This window comes from Nocardia thraciensis (genome assembly GCF_054782435.1).
Map to the genome: position 1 here is coordinate 254601 of NZ_BAAGSM010000017.1, position 24560 is coordinate 279160.

Sequence of the window (24560 nt, forward strand, 5' to 3'; positions counted from 1 at the left end):
GGCGCGAGTCTGCTCCCGCCTCCCGACGCTCCGTTACCCAGTCTTGTAAGAACACCGGTTGCTGCCCGCGGCGTCGTGCCCGACCCTGAAGATGGGACGCAGGGCTGGATCGGTATCTCCGGACAGGGGCAACGCATAACCGTTCCGATCGAACGCCATGGCCCAGATCTGTGTCAGGTCGCTCACATTCGTGCGCGCGTTCCACGGGCCGATCCGTCGCATCCCGGGATCCTGCAGCTCGATGCGTCCATCGTTTCCCGTCTCGTCACATCGGTACACCAGCCGATAAATGTGTCCGCTGACTCCGTGCCGATCCCTGGTACGAGTCTGGTCGAATACCACGACAGAGACGCCGTTTCGCGCTGCGGGAGGCAGATTGCCGACCGCTTCCAGGATGGCCTTGGCAAGGTTGAGATGCGATCGTGTCGGCTCGATACGGAACCCGCGCGGCAGTTCATCCGGTGTCAGGTCATCCGGATTCCCGTGTCCGTGCAGTAAAGCCGCACAGTGCATCGCCAACAGTCCCGACCGGTCTACCTCACCGGGCACTATCACATCCAGTCTGCCGGTCCGGCTCTTTTGCAGACGCAGCGTAAGGTGCCCACATCGGTTGAGCGAGTGCCCGCCGTGCTCGCTGTCGGCACTCGCCTCGTCACCGGCGCGCCCTCGATCATTGTCGTCGTCCACGACGGGCGGTTCTTCCTCGTTTGTCAGTGCGTCTCTGGCGCCTCGAAGTATTCGACCGGCTTGTTCCAGCAGTTGTTCCGCGCGCTCCGACCCGATTCCCACCTCAGCGGCAGCCTCGTGCACCGACGTACCCTGCACCTGGCATAGTTCGACAAGGGTCGCTACCAGGTCGGAATCAGGCAGTTCGGCTAGGAGGCCCCGGAGGGTTTCGTGCACAACCACGTCATTTTCGACCGGGGGCTTGGCGGGATCGGCTATCTCGCGCGATCCGGCCTTCCCGAATTCGCCCGACCTATCCTGCAGTGGCGCGTCGAGATAGACGGTCGACTGCGCGATCAGCTGACGCCCCCAGCCGACCTGTTCCGGGGTAAGCTCCAGCGCTCGCGCGATTTCCGTATCACTCGGCGGCCGCGTCCCGGACTCACCGAGCCGGTAGAGATAGTAGTCGATCTTGCCAACCAGTACCAGATCCGTATAGCCAGATACCTTTCTCCCGAACCTGCGCTCGAGTAGGTACAGGTAGGCGGCACCACGGCAGTTCGCCCAGAGATGCTGGGCGAAAGAATGAAAAGGGGCGTGTCTCTCTATCGTTGCCCGCATCGTGAAGAAGAGTCGTTGGGCGAAGTCCTCGCGCAGCTCGCGCGGAGCCCAACGCCGCGCCGCGATCTCGAGCATCCATCGGAAGCTCAGGAATATATCATTTCTGATCTGAGTTTCTTCATCGGACCCGATGCGGGCGGCGATGAAGTTCCAGAACTTCTCCGACTCACGCGGCTCAGCGGGATGGAAGTCGGACCGGAAAAAGTATTTCTTGATCACCGCAATCGATATCTCACGCGAAATCAGATTGGCGTCCCGCATGGCTCGAACCGCCCACAACGTGACAGAATACTGATATTGCTCCACACCGTCTGCCCAACGGGCTGCCCGGCCGATGTCGAGGCTGAATTCTGGCCGGGATTTTCTGTGGTACAGGCGGGTAGCCCTCATCCAGTCGTTTATCCAAAAGTCCGTACCGAGCTGCGCGGCGAAGATCTCCGGATCGGGTTGCCGTTCCCCGTCCGGGTCCATCCTGTATCCAAATCCCCACGCCCCGGCGAAATCGTTCCACGAGGGCGCTCCCGGGTGATCACGGATTTCATCGTGCGCTCGGAGCACCCGCAATTCCGATAGCCCCACCAACTCTCGTTCGCCGTGCGCTCCTCTCATTCCGAAAATTCTGGAAGCGGCCCTGTTGCTGAGCTGGTTCAGGCGGCCGAAGTATTCCAGATATTCATCGAAATTCAGCGTTGTATACGGATTCGGGAACCGCAAGACAGGCCTCGGCAAGAAAGTAAACACCTCGGCGACATCGGCAGCGGAGGCGGCATTCGGCAAGACCCGAAGGTAGGGTGCGAGGCCACGGCTCGGCTTTTTTCCGCTCTCCCAGGCGGCGACCAAATATTCCGCAATTCCTACCCGGTCGGCGAGCTGTTTGCACAACAAACCCGCCGATACACGGAGATACTTCAGGTAGCTACCAAGGTAGTCGTGACCTTCGGGGTAGCGGGCTACGCCTGGAGTCACGGCCTGAACGTATGCCTCCACCATCTGTAACGTCGGCCTGGATCGCCCGGTTTCGATGGCGATAACAGCCTCCGCCGGTTCGGATAGTGCGATCGCAAGTTGCTGTGCGGTGAGTCCGACCCGCTCACGGAGATATCGAAGACTGTCACCGATGCTGCCGAGACCTCGCCCATACACGTATCCGGCGGTCTCCGAGATCAATGCGTGAAGATATGTCTCCCACCACTCGACCGATCTGAAGTAGCGGCGCCCGGATTCACGTCTCCAGACCGCATCGACGGGGACACCGATCTTTTCGGCTAGTTGCTGTGGCGAGATGCCAGCGGATTCACGCAGATAGCGCAAGTATGTACCGAGGTGGGTCGGTTCCGCAAGCTCGGGGAGAAAGCGGAGAGCGATCGGCGTATAGAGGTGACGAGCGTCGGGTACACGTCGCAGTAGGGCGCGCACCTGGCGGATGGCGAACGAGGGCAGCCGCTGGGGCGACTGCGCGACACTACTCACGATGGCGCGCCACGTTCCCGGCGCTCCCTCGAGGAGTTCGTCCATCTGCTCGGGTTCCAACGCCAGATAGGTATGAACAGCGTCGAGCCAGTGGCGGGCATCGTCGTATTCCCTGGGGTGCGGGACCGGGGTATCTTTTTCCGCTGTGTACCGGCCGATATCCGCGCCGATTGCACTCGACCAGCGCCGCATCTGTTCCGTGCTCAGGCGGTGCATGCGCGCATACTGGGCCAGGCTCTGGGTTGCCGATCCGGCCGCCGCGTGCGTTCGCATTCGATACCACTTCCGGAATCGGCGCTCCTCCGGAGACCGGGCGGCTTCCGAATTATCGTTCGCACCTTCTGCCCCCTCGGCATCATTGTCCGCTGCGCGGATCCGGCCGAACTCCGCACGCAGCGACTTGATCACACGGCGCATGGCACGGGCGTACTCACCTTTGACTGAATATTCAGTCTCACCCACCGCCGCTGCTGTCCGGGCCAGGCTCTGATTCTGCAGTACATGTAGTTCGATATATTTACGCTGATGGTCCGGGAGCCGATCGAGACAGCGCCTCAATGCATCTGGCTGAGCAATCATCACCACACGGACGGCGGCCGCCGCCTCACGAGCAGATATCACCTTTCCGTGGGCAAACAATTCGGACAACTCGGTAGGCCGCTCGAGTTCGCTACGAAGCAACCGAGCCAACCGCCGAAACGTAATCCAGCCCACTCTCATGAAGTTGCCGACCGTTTTCCCATGCAACTCGGCGACCTGCGGCACGCCGAGACCTTCATCGAACAGTTCCCCGATAAGTATCCGCTCTTGCACGGGGAGTCGAGCGAAACAAAAACGCATTTGCATCGGATACGCGGACAAGCCGTATTCGACGAACAACCTCCCTTCCTTATAATTCAGTGGTTCGGTCTGCGCAAGAAAATCGGCCACCCGCCCACGGCGATCGAGCTCACCCGGAAGCCACTCGACTACATTGCGCACGGCAAGGCGATTGGCGTATATAACATTAGCTTCGGATATACCCATATCGGCTGCTGTCCCGGCCGAACTCCGATCCTGCAGCACCCGCAACTCGATACATTCGCGCTGGCGCTCACCGAGTCGATCCAGGCAATGCCTCAGGGCCGTCTCCTCGTCGATCATCGCCAGACGGATCGCAACCATCGCCTCGTCGAGAGTCAGCGCCTCCCCGCGGGCAAGCAACTCCGACAGATCGGTAGGACGCTCCAGCTCTGCGCGCAGCAACTCGACCAAACGCCGAAACGTGGTCCGGCCCAGCGCGATGACAGCCGGAAGCTTATTACCGCGAAGTTCGGCTATCTGCGCCAGGCTGAGACCCTGATCGAACAACTGCACAACAAATTCGCGCTGTGTTCTCAGAAGACGAGCGAAACAACGACGCATCTCGACCTCATACACGATCAAGGCGTCTTCGACGAAAATCCGGCCGTCCTCGAAATCCAGCGGCTCCACCCGCGCAAGGAGCTCGGCCAGCCGCCCGGGCCGATCGAGCTCACCCGGAAGCCACTCGATCACATTGCGCACGGCAGCGCTATTAGCAATGATGATGTTCGTTTCCGACGTGCCCGTCACGGCCGCTACCTCGGCCCGGCTCCGATCCTGCAGCACCCGCAACTCGATACACTCGCGCTGACGCGTACCCAGCCGATCCAGGCAATTCCTCAGAGCCGCCTCCTCGTCGATCATCGCCAATCGGATCGTGACCATCGCCTCATCAAAGCTGAGTGCCTTCCCGCGGGCAAGCAACTCCGACAGATCAGTGGGCCGCTCCAGCTCCACACGCAACAACTCGACCAAACGCCGAAACGTATCCCGGCCCAGTGCGATAACAGCGTCACGCGTACCACTGTGAAATTCTGCTACCTGCGCCACATCGAGACCCTGATCGAACAACTGCACAACAAGTACACGCTGTCTTCTGGAGAGCTGAGCGATACAGCGACGCATCTCCATCGGATACACGAACAAAGCATCACCGACAAAAATCCGGCCCTCCTCGAAAACGAGCGGCTCGACGCGGTTGAGAAGCCTCGCCAGGCGGGCGGCACGCTCCTCCCCGGAGGCTCGTTCGTCATGCGGCCGGTCACCGACATTCCCCGTCGGTCCCTCGTTTGCCACCTCGGTGCGGCTTTGCGGCCGGGACGACCATGGTGTCGGCCGCCGCGTCCACGGCGTGGAAATCGCCGGGGCCGCCCAAGGCCCAATTGCGCTGTCCGACGGCTTGCTGCCGACTTCGCCCGTCGGCCCGTTCGGCAAATTATCCGGCAGATCGGGGCCGTCGGAATCCGGCGGGCGCGGCTTCCAGGCGGTGGCGCGCGCGACAGCGGCAATGACCTCGAGGACCGCCCGGGCCGCCTCATGGTCCATGCCGACGCCTGGGGCGGGAGCGGGATACGATTTCAAGTCCCCTGCCACCAGCGGCGATATCAGATCCTCGGTGGGACCGCGGTCGTAGATCTCGCGCGCCGCGGGGACCAGCACATGCAACTTCGGGTCCGATTCCAGAAGCTCACGAATGAACCGCGCTCGCGGTCCCGCCAGCGACGCCGGCGCCCGCAAGACGACCTCGAGAGCCGGGTAAGACCTATCGAACAAATCGGCTTTTGCGTCCCGACGCGTGGACGACGCGAAATGGAATGATCCGAACAGCTCGGTCGCCCGGGACCCTTCCCACCGCAATATCAGTGCTTCCAATACCTCCGGCCCGGCATCAGTGAATTCCCTGGCGCGACTCCACTCGGAGTAGAACACCGCATTCTCGGTGCCGATATATTCCTGACCGATTCCCAGCTCACGACGCACGTCTTCGAACGCGGCCTGCAAGACAATGCAGTACGCATCGTAGAAATCGTGAACCGGAACACGCACCGGGACGCGGTCCCTGGGCAGATACATCCCGCGAGGTTCGCCCACTTCGATCCGCTTCGCAGCTATCAGTGACTCCAGCGATTCACCATGCGACGTGCGCACCAGCTCTCGCGCCCGAAGCATCGTTCTACCCCGGGTGAACGAATGAATCAGGTCCTGCCACTCCAGCGTCGCCAGAGACCGAGCGAAGTAGAGAGTAGCCGCGCGAACCGACCGCAACCCATCGAGATAAGCCGAATAGACCGACTCGGTGAACCATTCTCTGACGGCACTCGCTTCGCTCGGGTCCGCATGTAGACGCCGAAGAGCTTCGGCTACGAACCCTTCCCTGGCGGCCTCGTAGGAATCCGATATCTCGAGACGCCGAATCGTCTCGTCGAACGCATCCGCCGCCGCGCTGTCCCGCACCAGCCGCTCGAACCCGCCACGACGCATGAGTACCGAAACCTCGGGGCCTGTACGTCCGCTGATTTCTTCGGCAAGATGCTCGTTCAGTTTTTTGAAGACTTCCGCCGAAAACGACGCGGATGCCGGATCTGTCATGCGCTGAGCGACACTTTCGTATGCCGACGCCGCTCGTGCCACAAGATTCATCGCGATCTCGACGGCGCTGGTCTTCGTCACGTAGAACCGAGCAGCAAGCGACAGATCGGATAGTTCAGCGGCATCCATCGTCGACCCCGACCGCACCGGACCCGATGCCTCCAGCTGTGCAGATTCCGCTGCCGACGCGGACCGAAGCGCCCGCAACAGGGCGTGATCGAACCGTAGGCTTACGCGAGCGAGCGCGTACCGGTCGACATGTGTGAACCAATTTCTCGGTTGGCCCGGAAAGTTCGTGCCGATAAACGCAGTCAGGCTCGTCGCCGCATTCGCTGCCGAAGTCGCCATGGTGTCCGCGGACGGGGTGAATTCCGATGCTGCGCCCGGCGGCTGAACCAACGCATTCGTCACACGCCCGAGAAGCCTCGGGAAATCGTCCAGAAACTCCGGCGCAGCAGGATGCCCCGCGACAGGCTCGAGCGACCCGGCGGGCAATTCTTCGGGCAGACTTCGAACTAGCTCGCAGACGGCATCGGCCTGCATTCGCAGTCTGCGCGCTCTGTGGTGCAGCGCCGAGTACCTCGACCGCAGCTCGGTCGGATCCACCGAGGCCGGAGGTGAGTCCGCAAGTTCGGAAAATTCTTCGGCCAGCCGCTGCGTCAGCTTCCACACCAGGGCGTTCAGCACCCGTGCGGTGACCGCCATTTCTCGGGCGGACCGATGGGGCACACCGGTGCGGAACTCCGCTACCTGTTCAACCGCCTCGATGTACCACTCCTCCATTGCTTCGTCGATGGACCTCGCCCGGGCCCTACTATTGGGGCTGGAACCGGTGGCCCGGTCGACGAGCGCCTGAAGGTTGATGAACGGGTCGTCTCCCCTGAAGGCGTTTCCCGGCCATCCCGGCCGGTCGCGGCTCACACCGGGCGTGTCGGGAGAACTGTCCGGCGGTACCTCGACGCTGGTGGGGGATCCCAGGGGCGCCTGAGGTACCTCCATGTCGAGACGATTCGTGAAGTGTGTGTAGCGGACAGCGGCGAATCCGATGGTGGTCAGCTGCCGGCAGAGTTCGGCATATGCGTGTTGCGTTCGGTTGAGATCGACCTGCTCGAACAGCTCCCGGACTGCTTCTGCCACTTCGGCCACTCGCAACTCTCGCTCGACGTCGAGCTCGCCGAGCTTTCCCGGCACCGGCGAGTCGAATGCCCGAAGAAGACTCTTCAGAGCTTGCCTGAGCCGGCTGCTCAGATACGCCGGCGATTCCAGGCGGTCCAGGTCGATATCGGCGGCAACGTCGAGTCCTCGAAGTCTTTCATGGGCCGCGAGCTTGCGATCCTCCGCCGCACGCCAGTCGCTCGCTCGTCTGGCGAGGTCGATCTGGGCGCGCCACGCGCCGTGCCACCACATTTCCCAGGAATGCGCGACCGACCAGGCATCGCGGAGTAGACACCAACCCTGGTATTGCTGATCCATGGCCAATATCGGAGATAGCCGATCGTTGTCGACGGGCCAGCCTTCGGAGCGCAGTTGCGTTTTATGACTATTTATCAACGCAACCAATTTTCTGTAGTCGATACCACCGTCGACATCGCGGAGTGAACGATCGTGCGGAAATTTCCGAAAATGCTCCTCCAGCAGATCCTTCGTCCAGGATTTGGCCTTCCTGCCGCAGCGATCTGCTTGATCCAATACGCCTGCGAGCGTGTCGATCCTCCGGATCCTGGAGGTTGCGGCGACGATCCCACGAGCCAGCTCGATCGCGGCGTCGAGCCGATCCGCCCACGAGACGACGCCGAACCGCTCGGGCGCCACCGCCTCTCGGGAGTCCGCGCCATCAAGTTCTCCCGCGATGCCGGCGGGCTCCTGCGCGCGCAGGCTGGTCAGCCGCAATAGTTCACTCGCGCCGAGCGCACCCGCGTCCAGCCTGGTGACATCGACATGGAACTCCGGTCCATACCCGTCCAGCAGAGCCACGAGATCACGACGACGTTGCCACGCAATCTCTTCACGCACCGCGGCTGACAGTTCCCGGACATTTTCCACGTAGGCTGGATCGGGATTTTCCGAGGGCAGTGCCTCGACGGGCAGCCGATGGTCTACGGCGGGAACTCCCGTCAGAACTCCCTCGACATGGTTCAGCCATGTCGCCATATCCGCATTCAGTCGACGCGTAGTCTCCTCCGCCGCGGCGAGCATGTCCGATTCCGCGACCAAGAAGCTCAATCGACGGATTCGATCCTCTGCTTCCGCACCACTGGTCGCCTTCGATACTTCGGTCGAGAGCATCCCCCGCAGGCGAACCTGCAGACCCATTATCCCTTGCCATCTGTCCGGCGGCTCGATGTCGAATTCCCGCAGCGAGGACAGGAATCGCCGTCGCATCGGATCCAACGACTGCCGGTCCCGCTCGGCATTCTCCACGGCTCTACCCAGCAGATACAGCTGATGGGCGTAACGATCCAACCGTTGTTCCCGCGCACCTCGGACCGAGGGCGAGTTCGGGCCACGAGCAGCTTCGGCGGCGCCCAGATCGTCTTCCAACTCGGTGACCACTCGCTGCCACCGGTGCAATCGATGGATGTCGCCGACCAGCGCGACAACTCGATAGGACATCGCGAACCGCGCGGCCGTGGCCGTGAACTCCGGAGTCGCGCGGGCCTGGTGCCGGGCGGTATGGTGCAACCATTCGTCATCGCCTCGGTCGAACTCGATACCGAGCAATCGCACCAGATCATCCCGGGTTTCCGCGTGCTGCGTGAGCCAATTTTGCCAAACCCCCGAATCGGGCGCGATGAATTCCGCGGGATCGATATCGTGCGCTCGGAGCAGTGCGGCGAGTTCCTGCCACAGCCGGATTTCCCGTCCACGAACCCGGTCGGCAATATTTCTACGGTCCTCGAGGCTGGAGGCAGCGTCGGCGGGGCCGCTCTCCGACGGACGGCTGCCGACGCGGCCGTTGAAGTTGTCGCCGGAAGGCGGCTGGTCGGACAGGCGCTGAAGCACCGCGGCAAGAATCTCGTCCGGAATGTCCAACGCGGCGCCCAGCTTTGTCAGAAAACGGGGGGTGGGCGGGCGACGTCCCCTCTCGATATCTCCGATCAGGCCGAGGGATACACCAATGCGCGCCGCGAACTTACTTTGGGACATTCGGTGACCCAGGCGGACCGCGGTGACCCAGGCACTGGGGGAGTAGATCGCGGGGTCGAGTATCGGCTCTCCGTCGGGGCTCATCCGGTACTCGTATCCCCATGCTTCGGCCAGGTCGTTCCAATGACCTGCCTCGCGCGGCAGGTAGGGGTACTCGACCAGCAATGCATCGTAGAGACCGAGGAGTTCGAGCGGTTCCGGCCTGCGCGGCCTCCCGGCGCCGGATTCACGGGCTTCGACCTCGGCCGGTATCAGGGTTCTGCGCACCACGCCGAACCGTTCGGCAGCCTTGAAGACCGACATGTCCCCGTTGATATTGCGCCAATAGCGGATGTATTCATGAAATGATTCGGCGGCGCGGAAACTGGGGAAAACCAGTCGATCGACGTCGAGTTCCGGAAAGCATTCCACCAGTTCCCGGTATGTGACTCCGGCGGCAGGAGGGAATACCCTCATATACCCTTCAACGTCCGTTCGCGACGGCAGGTGCCGCCCGGACTCGTGCTTCGAAACGCTGCTCACACTCAGGTTCACACGTCTCGCGACCTGCTCCAGCGTCATACCGGCTTCCGTGCGCAGGAATTTGAGGTATTCGCCGAGGTGGTCGTAGCCTTCGGGATGGGCGGGCTTACCGTTCGCGAGCAGCTGCGTGTGATGGTGGGCGTAGGCACGGTAGCCCTCGCGAAGTCCCGGAACCCGGCGGAGGAGAGCGCGGAGTTGCGTTATGGCGAGGTCTTTTTCGTGTCTTTCGTAGGCTGACCAGCTGCCGCGGGGCGCGCCGATAAGCTGATCCATGCCGGAGGGAGTGAGGGCAAGATAGCGGCGAAGACGCTCGGGCCAGTCACCGAGTTCGGTGACCTGCGGTAGCGGTACAGGGGTATCGGGTTCGTTGTCGTGGATCGCAGGGTCAGCGCCGAGTTGCTTCATCCACCGACGCACCTGTGAGAACTCCAGGCGATGCATCTCGACGTAGCGAGTTACCGGCTGCGTTGGTTCCGACTCCCCGTTACCGGTGCGATACCAGTGTTCGAAGCGCCGTTGCTCGGCGGATTTCCGGTTGGCGCCGTACGGCACAGCACTGTCTTCACGCTCGGACGAGTCCGATTGTCCGCCGTGCTCCGCCGGCCTGCTGCCGACGGAATTTCCTGGATCGTTCGGATGATGCCAGGTGGAGTAACCGAAGCCTTCCCGCAGCACGGTTTGCAGTCTTTCGAGTTTTCCATGGTGGCTTATGACGTGCCTCAACAGAAACGCAATTCGCTCGAGAAGGCTCTTTCCGTCGCTATTTTTCTTGCCGAGAATGTGATCGGTGATATGCAGCCACAACATCCGCTGCTCGTGGCCCGAAACCAGATCGTGATGTATGACCCGATCGTGGTCGTTATCGAAGCTGGTTTCGATTTCAGTAGTCACAGTCGGCGAGTCGGTCACCTGCTCCTGAGCCATAAAGGGCTCGCTTCGATCGCCGTACACCCCCCGCAGCATCATCTGCATCGCGTTGATCATCGGGTATGTCTTGGGATCGGAGCAGTCCAACCGCAGCGGCGGATCGGCATCCAATACGTAATCGTGAAACGGCTCCAGCTCTACCAAATCGAGATGTAGGTTGTACAGTTCCTCCAACCGATCAGCCAGATCCTTCGCACGTCGGCCGGCCGCCACCAATTCGGCGACGACTGTATTGTGACGCTGGAGGTCGCCCAGATCGACGGCCGAGTAGAGCAACTCCGCAGATGCCATTGCCTTGGCCTCGACGAGCCGGTTGCGCGCCATGCCGTGGCGGTTCAGGGCAGCAGCGACACCGTTCGCCAAATTCTCCACATGAACGCGTCGCTGCCGCAGCGCATATTCTCGCGCGCCCGGCGCGGCATCGTTGAGCTTTCGGTCGAGTTCTTCGAGATCGCCGCGATAGTTGGCCTCCCACTCCTGCAGTTCGCCCTCCAGACCCAGGGGGTCCCGAGAGGTTTCCCTGGAGGCGTGATGCGCGGCCGGGGATATGGCCTCATCGACCGGAGCACCCTCGTCCGCGCGGATCATATCCGTGAGGATCGAGTCGACCTGCGGGCTGCCCTCCACCCATATCGTCGCCGGTCGCAGCTCACTGGCGCCGCGCGCTCCCTGCAGGGCCTCCAACCGGCGGGCCAGACGCCGGGCCATCGCCTCGGACGTATCCGTGCCGTCGTCGGTTCCGGACAGGTGGATTCGGACGTGCGCCACGAGCGCGACCTCGTCCGCGCCGTAATGGTCTCGTGCCCACTCGAGCCGGGCTGCGGCGGCCACCACCTGCGCGTCGAGTGTGGCCGGGTCGTCGGTGTCATCGAATACGTAGGTCAGCACCGTAGTCTCGGAGCTCTGATCGAGTTGCGTCACCGCGGCCAGTGCCTCAGTTTCGGGCAGCGGGACCTCCGGACCCAGTTCTCCGAAGGCCAGCGTCATCTCGGCGCTGTTCGGGTTCGACACGTCGACCGACAGTATGTGCGGCATGGGCTGCCGCAATCGGAGGTTGTGTTCCCGAGCCCACGCCATCGGCTGGCGCAGCGCCTCCCTGAATACGGCGGCGGCGTGGTTTCCCGAGGACTCGGCGTGCTCGAGCGTCTTGTTATTGATATCGGACCGAATATTGGCGGGCAGTCCATCAGCCTCACCTACCAGCGCGGGCAGTTGCTTCCACTCGGAGCGTTCCGAGTACAGCTCACGGAAGTGAGCGATATTCGCCGCGCCTCGATCATGCGCCTGTCCGCGCGACTCCCGCGGTGATCCGACACGGAACAGGGAAGCCGCCGCGCAGGTGCGGAGCCAGCTGTCGACGGATTCCTGACGGCTGACGACATATATAGCCTCATCGAAGTCCCGGGGCACACCAGCATGCGGACTCGGGTCGACCATCGCCAGCGTGTGCAACCCCGCTATTTCCGGTGAGACCGCCTGACCAGCCGCATAGCAGCCACTGTCGACAGCCACAATGGTGATATCCGCCGACATTTCCGCGTTGACCAAATGACGGTGGTGATTGTCCGCAATAATCTGCTGACGCAACAGCAACCCGCGGATACGGCTGGACTCCTCGGAGTCGCCGGTGGGACCGCGTCGCCATGCCACCACGGAGACCTTCGAATTCGGCATGATCTCGTGAGTCTGCTTTACCAGTTCCGCGGCAGCGTCGAAATACGCGGAAACGGGGTCGGCTTCACGATCACACACCAGATATACAACCTTGTTAGACTCCTCCGGGACCGCACCGAGAATGAACTCGAACTCTCCCGCGGAGAAGTCGGCGTAACGCAATGTCTCCAGGGGAGAACGCGCGGAGGCGCCGCCCGCGGCCGACAATTCGGCGACCAGTTCATATCGAGGATCGGTCGGATCCAACCTGATCGAAAGCGCCGCCGCCTCGTTCATGTTCAATAGGGCGTTCGTCGGTGCGCCGAGCGTCCCGCTGAGCACGAGTTGCGACATCACCGCGACTCGCAACTCGCCATATCCGAGCCCCGGGCCGTCGGCGCTCGATTCCGGATCCCGCAGATCCGTAGGCAGGATGTCGTCGGTGAGGCCGTTCCACCACTCGTGGGTCCGCGCGACCTGTTGCCGCGCGAGTTCTACGGCCTCGCTGGCAGTCAAGCCCCCGCGGTAGTCGGACTCATCGGGCACCCGCAGCCACTGGTCCGCCCATTCGGCACTGCCCGACGGCATCTCGGGGGCGCTGATTCCGGGCAACCGCGTCAGCGCGAATTCGGCCACCGCACGCCGCATCGCCTCATGACGGGACTCGTCCCTGGGCGCCGACTCGCCGATACGAACCGCGGCGGCCAAGGCCTCGGTGAGCTTGCGCAGGACGCGATCGCTCGGGCGCCTGCGGTATTCGCCCGCGAATGCGTCGCAGCGCTGTGCCTGCCGGTTCAGGTCGCGGAACAGATTTTCCCACCTCACACACTCCGCACGCCGGACGGCGAGACGATCGAGACTCCGGGCCCGGCCGCCATCGGCGGGGCGCTCTCGTACGTCCGCCGCCGCCCGCAGCCGGTCGAGCAGGTCCGGGCCGGGCTCGAGCAACTGCCGGTCGTCGGGGTGGTGCTGGAGGTGTTGCGCCGACTCCGCAGCGAACTCGGCCGCGAGCCGCAACGCGTTCAGCCGGGCGGCATCCAGCTTGCGGTCCAGATCGTCGACGATGCCCGCCCAGCCAGGGCGGGTCGAGTCGACCATCCGGACGGACGGGCGGGGCTCCTGACGTTGCATGATGTCGGCGTGCAGCAGCGCGAGTTCGCGACCTACCCGCCGGGTCATACCGTCGAACAGGGAGCCGGGAGGCGCGCGGAACGCCTGCGTCAGTTCGTCGTCCAGCCGCGCGGTGAGGTCGGCAATCAGGGTCTCATGGTGGTGGGCTTCATCGGTGACGCGGGCAACCATGGTGAGATCGCCGAGGACCCCCGCCCACTTCACGGCGTTGTCGTCGGAGGAATTCAGGTAGTCGCTCAGCTCCTGCCCGCTCAGCCGCGCCGGGTCTCGGCCGATGACGGCGCGAAGCTCACTGGTGGCGGTGGCGAGCAGGGCGTCGAACCGGGTTCGGCCCGGCTGGTTCGGCCGGAGCGTGGACCAGGCCAAACCGTACCGACCGCAAACGGTTTGGAGTTCAACGGTGTTCATCGCATCGAGAGCGTTCTCGTGCGACTCCAGTTCGGCGGTCAGCGATTCCAGTCGCCGCACCAACTCCCGCCGCCGCACGGCCTCGGCCGAGCCGCCCGGCCGACCGGCTTGGTCGTCGCGCATGTCGTCCGCACGAAGCTGTCCGGCCAGTTCGGCGAAGCACTCCAGCCGCCAAGCGAGTAGCGCGATGCGGTCGGCGCTCTCCAGTACCTGAAGGCTCTCCGCGAACCGATCCACAGCCAGGTCCACATCGTCGCCGACACGGCGATACGCGCCCGCGATGGCGGTCCATGTCAGTCGTTGATCGACGTACAGGCCGTATCCGGCGTCACCGTGGTCGGTACGCAGCATGCGGCGTTCATCGAGCTGCGCCCACACCTGCCGTGCGGACGGGTCGCCGACGAGATCGCCGGGTTTCAGCCGGAGCAACTCGGCCAGGCGGTCCCGATCTTCGACCTGGCGAATTGCCCAGTCCACCAACACCGTCGAACCCGTGCCCAGGGCCGTGGGCACGGGTCCCCCGAATTTCGCGCCCAGCCATCTCGTCCGATCGTCGTGCCGCTGCCGAATCTGATGCCAGTAGCGCTCGTACGCCGAGCCCGTGTCCGAGGGCCGCGCCCCGATCAGGCCGACCGGGAAATCCTGACCGGGAACACCGTTCGACTCGCCATCGGCCAAGGGGCGCTCGGGCCCGTCAGGCCCGAATCCGATCCCGAATCCCTTGCCCCACTTACCCGCCCAGCTGTCGGGCTCGAACCGGGGCCAGTCACGGGCGAGGGCCGTCCGCGCCGTGGCCCCGGGCTCGACCCCGTTCGGGTTGACGTCGTTCAGATCGATCTGCACGAGGCCGTCGCGGTCGTTTCGGACCATCACCAGATCCACGCCGCTGCCGTAGCCACGTGCCGGGTTCTCGACGGCCAGCAGGGTGAACGCGCCCGGCCTTCCTGCCAGATGTGTCGCCACGTCTTCGGGTCTGTCGAACACCCTCGACCAGTCGGCGCCCACCCTGGTCGCAATCTCTTCGCCCGGTGCCCCGACCGGGAAGCCCGGGGCCGTCGGCCCGATCAACCGAACCGGATGGCCCGGTGCCAGAAGTTCGACCAGCCATAGCATTTCGGACACCGTGTCACGGCGGTCACCTTCCAGCAGACGGGCAAGCGCCTGCCGATCAGCGGATGAACCGAGTGCCTTGTGCTGGTAGGCCCGATAGAAGTCGCGGGTGGCCGCGATCTCGGCCAGATCGGACTCTCCGCGCGCGGTGGCGTGCGAGTCGGCGTCGCCGGTTACCACTACTACGGCAGCCCGGCTGTGCCCCGGTGCGGCGCGCCGGTCCGCGGCGAATGTGTCGACGATCCGGTCTATCTCGGCTTCGATCCGGCCGACGGTCGACGCGCCGATGGTGTGCTGATCGATACCGGCAGCAGCGGGCACCAGATCCGTGTCGTCCAGCGTCAGCACCAGGTACCCGGTGCCGGGATCGAATGCCCACAGGTATACGTCCGGTCGGCCGGGAATCTGTCCGGCACGCAGGTCGGCGTATGCCACTGTGGCATCGACGGTTTCAAGGTTGGCCAGTCGTCGCAACTCGCTGTCGTCCAAGCGCCGCCGTGCGGCGCCCAGTCGCTCCAGATCCCTGGCCAGCCAGTGGCGGTAGGCGCGGTTGCGCCACCGCGCCGGAACCCCCGGTAGCGGAGAGGTCAGGTCGTGCCACTGTTCCGCCAGAGCCGCTCTGTACCGCCAATCGGCCCTGAGAAACTGCTCGGCCACAACGGCGCGGCTTGCGCCGACCGCTATCAACGATTGGAACTGGCTGCGGACCTGTTCGCGCAGCCTGCGATGCCGGGCCGATCGCGGATCTCCGGGCAGTTGCCGCGTGGCCTCGACACGGACGACCCCCAGCTCTTCCGACCGCACCGTCGTGTGCCCTGAGACATCCTGCGCGGCAACGGGTTTCAGAAAACGGATACGGTAGCCGGTGGCGCGGAGTTCGTTGCGCAGCTCGAGGTTGTGCAGCAGCATGTCGGTCACGGCATCGTCGTGCCAGCCGTCCTCGGCTATGGCTACGACGACGGGTCCGGGCAGCAGGATGGTGTTCGGTGTCACCCGCCGAGCACCGGAAAGCCGCATCACGTCTTCGGCGACGGCATCAACAGCGGACCGGTCGCGCGCGTCCTGTTCGCCCCACCATTCTGCGAGGCGCTGGGCCAGCTCCTCGACAATTTTGCTCTGCGCCTCAACCCTCGCGCGCTTGCCCGACAAGATGACGGGCGCCTCGGACGCACCCGAACGCAGCGCGTCGTCGGACAACGACGCACGTTCCTGAGCGACCTCGTCACGCAAGAGCGCGATTTCGGAGGCCCAGCCCGCTCTGTCCAATGCCTCCGGAACGCGGGCCCCCGCTCGATGACCCAGGGTGCGGCAGCGCATTTCCCGCAGCCGGGTCGGCCGGACGAATGTCAACCGAGCCGAATCGTAGTTTCCTGGCTCACCATTCAGGTAGTGGATGACAACGTCGGTAAACCCTCTCCGAACTGCCATTTTCCCAGTGAACGTGGCGCGCGCCGAATCTTCCTCGCGAAGTCCCCCTCGGATGCCCTCGTTGAAATTGTGGAGGTTATCCGCGACGTCCCTGTGGTCATCAAGCCAGGTGCTCTCTATCCCGTGGACGACGTCGCCGACTTCGTTCCACAAGTCTGCGAACATCACCCCTCCCCGTGCCGTGCCCTGGGCAACCTCGACGACTCCACGCCGCATGATTCCGGCTCGGCTGACATCCCACGATATGCCGACGCAGACCCCCTGAGCGTCCACGCTGTGCTCTGCCTCATATGCATTCCGGTATTGCAGGATCGGCGCGTGCTCGACCATCGATTCGGCCAGTTGGTACATGGTTCGCTCGTGCCAGAGCCCGAACCCTCGATTTTCGAACTCGGCGGCGAGTTCGCCCAGCCGATTCCACAGGGGCAGGATGTCGGCGAACGGCTCGTCGGCGAGGCTGCGCAGCGCAACCCCGCCCGTTGTCGTAAAGTATCCGGCGAGGGACCCCAATGCGACTGTAAGCCAACGGAATTCGGGGATACCCCCTTCGCTGACCAACCTTTTCGCATCGCCGGTGACCGGTTTCAGGACCGCCGCGGCGACCTCACCCCACCAGCCCTCGCGGCCTCCCGGCGCATCCGCCGCGGGCCTGCTGCCGATGAGTTCCTTCGGTTCGGCTGGGACGACATCCGGCGGCTCGCCGAGAGTATTCGAGGGCGCCTCGAGGTCTTCGGGGGAGAGTAGGCGTTGGGCGAGTTCCCTCAATCTGGTTATGGAGACGTCGGCCTTCGACGCATCGGGCTCGGACGCTTCGGCCTTTTCGAGGGATGCGAGGATAGCGGGGAGCGCTACCTGTGTCTCATTGGCGGCGCGTTGGATATCGAAGACGAGTCCGGCGACGTATGTCTCGGCCGCCAGGTTGATATTCAGTGCCGTTTCGCTACTGCCCGCATGGTCCAATAGTTCCTGGCGGAACTGCGCGTAGCACTTGTTCACGAAAGACTTTGCCTCCCGCGCAGTTTCCGCTGGACCTCGGAAGCTGTCGATCAGCGCGAGGGCCCGCTCGAGGTGTCCCTGCGGCTTCGCGAGCGCCGGCTGACTCTTTCCTTCGAACTCGGCCTCCATTTCAAGGGAGATCGCGGGGCGCTCGGGCAGGCTTTCTTCGGCGGGTGCGTCACGGAGGTACGTGCCGGATACGAGACTGCCATCCCCTGTCAGTTCGATGGTGGAGAACTCGCGGTCGGCGGAGGAGAGTTTGCCCAGGAATTTCTGCTGCTTTTCCCGCCAGTCGTCGAATTCGACGGCTCTCTTCAGGAGCGCTTCGCGGTTCTTCAGGTCTTGCGGACCGAAATCGGTTTCGTACTCGCCGTCCCTGGAGGTTGCCAGATCGACCACCACCAGGTTCGGATGCTCGAGTGAGTCACTGTCGTTGACCACGAGAACCATATGGTCGTCGGCGCCGATGGCGCCCTGTATTTCCGTTTGCTTCCATTTGTAGACGAGAACCGAGATGCCTCCCGGCCGCCTCTTCAGAGATTCTGCCACTTCTTCCAGCGATGTGGTCTTCTCCAATGGAGCGCCGAATATCCGACCGATGTCCTGCCTGTTATAGCCGTGCAAATTATTGTCGAGCGTTTCGAAGAGGTTCGCGTTTTCCGTCAGCACCCGGACCCCGGTCACGGCGTTGTTGACGCAGTTGTTGGGGCTGCGGCGGTGGATCTCGACGACTCGGGCGAGAAGAGCCGCCGTAGCCAGGTAGACCGATGCCGCATCGACGACCTTCGCGGCGGCCGGGTCCTCGGCGGCCGGGTCCTCGGCGGCCGGGTCCTCGGCGGCCGAGTCAGCGGACGGAGACGGAGTGACGGCGGCCAGGTAGTCGGTGAACGCTTCACCCACGATGCGGCGGGCCGTGGCGGGGGTGATGTCGGAGGTGGGAACCTTGTTCACGAGCGCCGTGGCCAGGGCGGCCCTGGCCTCGGTCAGCGCGCGGTCGACATTGCGCATGCCTTCGGCGCCTTCGATGTCCCCAGATTTCAGCCCGAGCTGCAGGGCCAGCTTGTCGCGCCGGTCTGTGAGCAACTCGAGCGCTTTTTCATCGGAGAGCAGGCCGTTGTACACGGCCGCCCCGGGAGCGGTCGCGTCGACCTCCTGCCGCAGCGCCTCCACGACGGCGGCCGGTAGCTTCGCCTGTCCCAGCAACCTGCCCAGCGGATCCGCCTCGCCTGCCTGCTCCAATTCGGCTACGGCCCCGGAAATAGCCGATACCGGGGTCGTCAGGAGCGCGGAAAGGCGTGCGGCCGAGTTCTGCGGTGGTTGGCCGGTGTCCTCGTCACTCGGTTGCCATGGGGTGAGGGCGGATTCGAGCGCCGCGACCGGGTCGGCGGACTTGTCGGCATAGCGGACGAGAAAGTCCGCGTTGGCGTGGTGGAGGGCGCGCTGCTGCAATTGGCCCACCAGCGAGCCGAATTCGCCACCGGCCTCGGCGAGCTTGTGCCGGTTTTCCGGAGTCGGGGCTTTTTCGTGAGCTTCGGCGGCTTGTTTGAAGTGGACCACCGTTTCGCGCACCCCATAGAGATGCATGGCATTGCGGATCAGCGCATCCTGCGGCGACATCAACGCCTGCGCGGTGCCGAATTCCCCCTTGCGGGCGGTGCGGTTCGTAGCCTGCTCATAGATGTAGGACTGCTCGGGGACCTCGGTCAGCCACACATGCATACCGCCGTCGGCCAGCACTGCCTCGGACACCGAAATGTCCACGCCGCGCTGACCCTGCCGGTTGATCACCAGTATCTTGCCCTGCTCGCCGGCGACGTCGAAGATCTTCTGCAGCTCGGTTTCCCAGTCGGCGCCCCATCCGGCGATCCGGTCGGCATCGACCGACTCGATCGCCTCCCGGGGCACTCCTTTCCGCAGCAATGCCTGGACCTGCTGCTCGACCAGGTCGTTGCGGTGACACAGGATCATCTGGAAGCGGCCGGCACCCCCATCCGATATTTCGTGGGCGTATCCCGCGATGGTGTTCAATTTGGTGCGGGTGTCCTGCACCACCTCGGGCTGACCCTGCACCAGTCCGTGCGCCGTGAACCGCCCGACCTCATACGCTTCTTGCAGGCCGTAAATATTCTTCAGTACCGGGTTGAGGTCTTTGAGAGTGCCGGAGGCGCCGGTGACCTCGACGAAGAATCGATCGGTGCCGTAGATTTCGGCCGCGGTGATCCTCCTATTGGACTCGGCGTCGGCGCGCACTCTGATCCCATGCTGTTCGGCGCTCACGCCCGCGGCCTCGGCTGCGCGAATCTCCCTGGCCTCGACGGCCTGGGCCAGACTCGCCTTGCCCTTTTCGGCGCTCCACCGAGACTCACTCGACGTGTTCGGGTTGTATTGCAGGCCGTGTTCTCTCTGATCGACGATGACGATCCGTCCGGCCTTCATCACGTAGTGGACCGATTTGCGGCAGGTGAACTCGGCGGCGGCGGCCATTTCGAGCCGCGACACGCCCATCCCTTTCAGAAGCTCGTTCCCGCCCCGGAGCGCCTCGACTTTCTCCCGCCCCGCGGGCGTCAGCTCCGCTCGACCGTGGTACCAGTGCTTGTCTTCAACCGTCCAGGTTCCGTCGGACCGTTGTACATCGACCTTTTCGGTGATCCGCACGAGCCCGAAATCCTCGTGTGACAACCCTCCTTTATCGGATGGTGTCGCGAGCCCTCTCGCGAGGAAATCGTGCGCGTCGAATACCGCTTTCGCCGTCGCCTCGGGCGCGGCCAGATCGACTCCTTCCGATTGGAGGAATGTCTGCTCGCCACGGTCGATGATCCCGTCGATTTCATCGATCAATACCCGGCGCGGCGGCTGCTTACCGGCATTGCACAGGTGTCCGACCGTCTCGCCGGTGGCCACCACGATCGCCCGCCGCCCTTCGAACTGCCCGAAACCATTGCGCTGGTCGGCCCGTAGGACGTCGATACCGAAGCCGGACAGCATCCGCCGGTACGTGGTGAATTCGCGATTGGCCAGCCCATCGGCCGTCGTTACGAGCAGACACGCGTCATGGTGCACCGCCCGCTGAATCGCGGCCGCCATGAACACCAGCGACTTGCCCTCGCCCGGCTTCATCTCCACCGGGCTCGTGTTCAGCGCATACAACGCCTCCAGCTGTTTCGGCCGCAGCACCTTCCCGTCCGGGACGTCGTCACTGACCGTGCCTCGGCGAATGAGCTCCATGGTCGCGACCGTGGACATCCGCTCGTCGAGGTCGTACAACCCGGCCTGCAGAACGTCGTCGGAAAGGTTGGACAGGCGCGACTCCTCCGGCACCTGTTCAGCGGAACTCGCGGTGAATGCCGCCAATGTCTCCTTCGCCTGCGCCTCGGCGTGCGGCACCGACGAATCGTCACCACCGCCGGAATCCGCGGCCGCAACGTCCTTCTCGGAGTTCGCCGCCGACCCGTGCTCACCCGCGGCAGGAGTCTCGTACGCGTGGGCCGCGGCGGCATCGGTCCGCTGCTCGCCGCTCCGGCTACGTCCGCCATCCCCAGGTGAACCGTCTTCGCTTGCGGCGGCAGTCATTTCGTGCGCAGTACCGACCGGGCGATCGGGAGCGCTCGCCGAAACCTTCGGCGGCGCGGACGTCTCTCGACCGCCCTCGACCGATCGCGGTACCGCCGCCGGTGCGCGGGCCGCCGATTCGTCTCGCCGCGGAGGCTCGGCCGGCGCCGGACTCTCGGGACGCCCGGCCACACCGGAGGCCGGACGCGAGGCCGCCGGGTCGCGGCGGGGCGCCTCGCTGGGCGGTGTCGGCGCGAGCCCGGCAGGCGCCGGGCCCATACCTGACCGCCAAGCCGTTTTCGCGCTCTCCCACGCTCGTCTGGACTCCGCCGGGACCTCGATCGGCAGGGGAGCGGCGGGTCGTAGCGCGGCCTCCCCCTCGCGCGGAGCGGGGATCGATGCGGCGCGGGCTTCGGACAGGTCGGGCCGGGTGAAGGCGCCACCGCCGTCGATCCTCGTGCGCGGCGCCGCACCCGATCCGGGGTGGGCGGCCGGATGAGCATGCACCGCCCCGGCGAACCCGCCATTGAGCAGCGGTGCCAGCACCTGGCCGAAATTCTCCGGCCAACCAGTGACCAATGCCGCCGCGCCCAAACCGGATATCGCACCGGCGGTCCCGTTCACGAGTCCCTGCAGCAACCGGCTGTTCGCCAGCCCGGGAAGAAATTTCGGCGTGAACCGGCTCGTCAGCATTCCGCCGAGCGCGCCGCCGACACCCGACACGCCCGCCGCCAGAATCGACGTCGTATCGATTCCGTTCGGGTTCTCACCATTCGCGCCGACAGCTACCGGGGCGCGGAATCCCCGCATCACCTGCCACGCTTGCACGCCCGCGTCGACACCCACGGGCAGGGCCGCGGACTTACCCAATGTGACGGCGAGCCGCAGCGGCCCCAGCGCCGACCGCCGAGCGGCCGCATGCGCCACCCCCTTCTCCAACGCATGTTTCAAACCCGCCCGCATCGCCGCGATCTCGGCCCGGCCCGCGGCCAGTTTCGAGTCCACCACCGCCGCGGCGGCCACCTGCCCGGACGGCCCGGCCGCCGTGGCCGCCGCCATGATCCGCACGATCTGCCAGAGCAGCTGAATGCCGAACGCGTACATCACACACAGCGTCTTCTCCGCGTCGTTGGCCGCGCCGTCCACCTGATCGGCCATGAGCAGCGCCTCGTCGCGCAGCCTGCCCGCACCTTCGCGATGCACACGCAACGTCTCGCGCACCCCGTCACCGAACGCGCCGACCGAATTCTCCCGCGCCAGCAGGCTTTCGGTGTCGTCCGCGTGATCGTTCGCCGACGCGGCCGCGGCCCGCAATTCCGCGGCCATCCACCGCATCCGCGGCACGTCCTGCGCCGGCAGCATCCCCCCGAACAGCGACATCTCGATCAGTTCCCGCCCACCGGCGGGCAAGCTGTCGAATAGTTCCCGCACCTGCACCAGGGCGTTCGACGGCAGCGGCTCGCCCATCAACGCCCGCCCGGGCGGCCGACCAGCGCAGTATGCAACGCCTTGGCCTGCGCACTTGCCCCTTCCTCATCGAAACCACCGGACTCGGCGGTGCCGCCGGTCGATTCCGCGCGCCACTGCCGGTACCCGCGCACCACCTCACCGAGCGTGCCGCGGCGTAACGCCTCCAGGCGCAGGTCCATCGCCCCGGCGCCGCTCAGGTCCTGGGATTCGAATTGTTTTGCGGCGTTGGTGATTCCACTGGCCACACCGTCGAGGCTGTCCTCCATCGCCCGCAGACCGGCGAGCGGCTGATCGGCATGGGGTGTGAAGTTCCTGGCGAACGCGTGGCCCCAATCGTCGTCGCCCCAGCGCCTTTCGGCGCGTGCCAGGCAACCATGCAGTCGTGAATACGTCTGGCCGACGCGGTCGACCAGCCGCGCGCCCTGATCTCGCAGATCGTCCGGATCCAGCTGAATCCGCTCGTTCACGACACCATCCCGTCCCGCCCGGTCCGGCTGTCCCGGCGGAAGCGGAGCCGTCGCTCGAATCCGGCCACGAACGCCGACAGCGGTACCGACGACGTCGAACGTTCCACGACTCCGTCGTCGGCGACGTAGAAAACCGCGCGGTGCACGGCGACCTCACCCGCGGGCACCGGCGAACGCACCAGCCAGCCCACATTGACACGATGGGCCTGCAACCCCGACAGCTGATATCCCGTTGTGTCGTAACCCCTCTGCCGGATGTGGTCCCGGACGAGCTCGACCGCGTCCGCCTCGGCGATCCGGTCCGTCTGCGCGGCCGTCAACCCCGCGACCATGAACTGGAACAGTGCGCCGTCGATGTCGGCGTCCTGGCCGAAGGTGTCCGCGATCGTCGCGCGATTCACCGTCCCGGTCTGCGCGGCGGAGACCAGTTGCTCCGCGGCCCGCGCTCCGCTCGTCCGGTCGCCGATCAGTCCGCCGACGACGCCAGCCACGGTGTCGGCCGTCCACACCGCGGGCATCGCCTCGGCGCATTCCGACATCGGCGCCGACTCACCCCGGTACCACTGCCCGTCCTCCCACCAGTAACAAAACGACAGCAGGCCGACCGTCGCACGCGGATCGAGCACCGGGCCCGCCACCCACTCCGGGGCTCCCGCAAAGAAATCCGGCATCGCGGCGCCCGTGTTGTAGGCGGCATCCAATACCGGGGCCTCCCACACTCCACCCGACAGCACGGCCCGGTCGCCGGGCAGCAGGGTCAATATCGAACCGCTGCGCGCGGCGCCCTCGAACATGCCCACCGAGGGGACGATCCGCGGGCCCCGCTCCGACCTGACCGCTACGAATGCCGCCGACAGCGCCGCCCACCGAGCCCAGAGCGCCGTGAGATCCGGCAACTCCTCGGTCACCGCCACCGCCCGCACACCCGCGCGCTCATCCGCGCGCGCCCGATCGGCGGCGTGCCCGGGCGGCCTCGACTGCGGTACGCCGCGCCCGACATAGGCCGCCAGCCACACCGGCAGCCGTTCCCGCGGATAGCGTTCCAGATCCGCGAGATACGCATCCGGCGCGAACAATTGCTCGACGGGGAAGGGCTCCACACCGTGATCGGCGACGATGTCGGAGCCGTCCGCATCGACACGCACCAGCAAGCGCCACCACGGCCCGTCGTTCGAGCGGACCGACGCCGACCGGTGCTGTCGGACGGCGGTCCACACCGTGTCCGGCACCGGGCACTGCACCGACTGCGTGCCGTCGTCGATCATCAGGAGCCCGGTCTCGGCCACGACGGTCACCGCGAACCACGCATCCAGCCGCTGCCACCCGGGCGGGGCGAGTTCACGCAACCCGGTCACGATCCGCTCGGTGAGATCGTCACCTCTCGGCTCGGTCATCTGACATCCCACTCTTCCGCGAACGACAGGCACGACGGTGGTCCTGAGGGCATCAGTGCGCTCGCGGGCACTTCCCATAATCGAGACCGAATCGACATGAACCGCGATTTCCGGTCAGCGCAAAGAATGTTTACCGATCACGACCGGGGCACATTCTATCCATATCGTC

3 protein-coding genes are annotated in these 24560 nt (G+C 64.8%); all 3 read right to left on the minus strand.

What is annotated here, in order from left to right:
* Positions 1 to 33: 33 nt before the first annotated feature.
* From ACYVLQ_RS09035 to ACYVLQ_RS09045, 3 genes are read right to left on the minus strand one after another with little or no spacing between them, the layout of a single operon-like run.
* Positions 34 to 22527 (minus strand): sigma factor-like helix-turn-helix DNA-binding protein, encoded by a 22494-nt coding sequence (locus ACYVLQ_RS09035; protein ID WP_460696935.1) that lies wholly within the window; start codon positions 22525 to 22527, stop codon positions 34 to 36.
* Positions 22527 to 22997, minus strand: coding sequence for a hypothetical protein (locus ACYVLQ_RS09040; protein ID WP_460696936.1), 471 nt, complete (start codon positions 22995 to 22997; stop codon positions 22527 to 22529). The genes ACYVLQ_RS09035 and ACYVLQ_RS09040 overlap by 1 nt, the downstream gene beginning before the upstream one ends.
* Positions 22994 to 24391 (minus strand): hypothetical protein, encoded by a 1398-nt coding sequence (locus ACYVLQ_RS09045; RefSeq protein ID WP_460696937.1) that lies wholly within the window; start codon positions 24389 to 24391, stop codon positions 22994 to 22996. The genes ACYVLQ_RS09040 and ACYVLQ_RS09045 overlap by 4 nt, the downstream gene beginning before the upstream one ends.
* Positions 24392 to 24560 lie beyond the last annotated feature (169 nt).

What these genes read in the sequence shown, in the direction of transcription:
- ACYVLQ_RS09035 (WP_460696935.1), bottom strand. Translation starts at nt 22,527, where the DNA reads ATGGGCGAGCCGCTGCCGTCGAACGCCCTGGTGCAGGTGCGGGAACTA.
- ACYVLQ_RS09045 (WP_460696937.1), bottom strand. Translation starts at nt 24,391, where the DNA reads ATGACCGAGCCGAGAGGTGACGATCTCACCGAGCGGATCGTGACCGGG.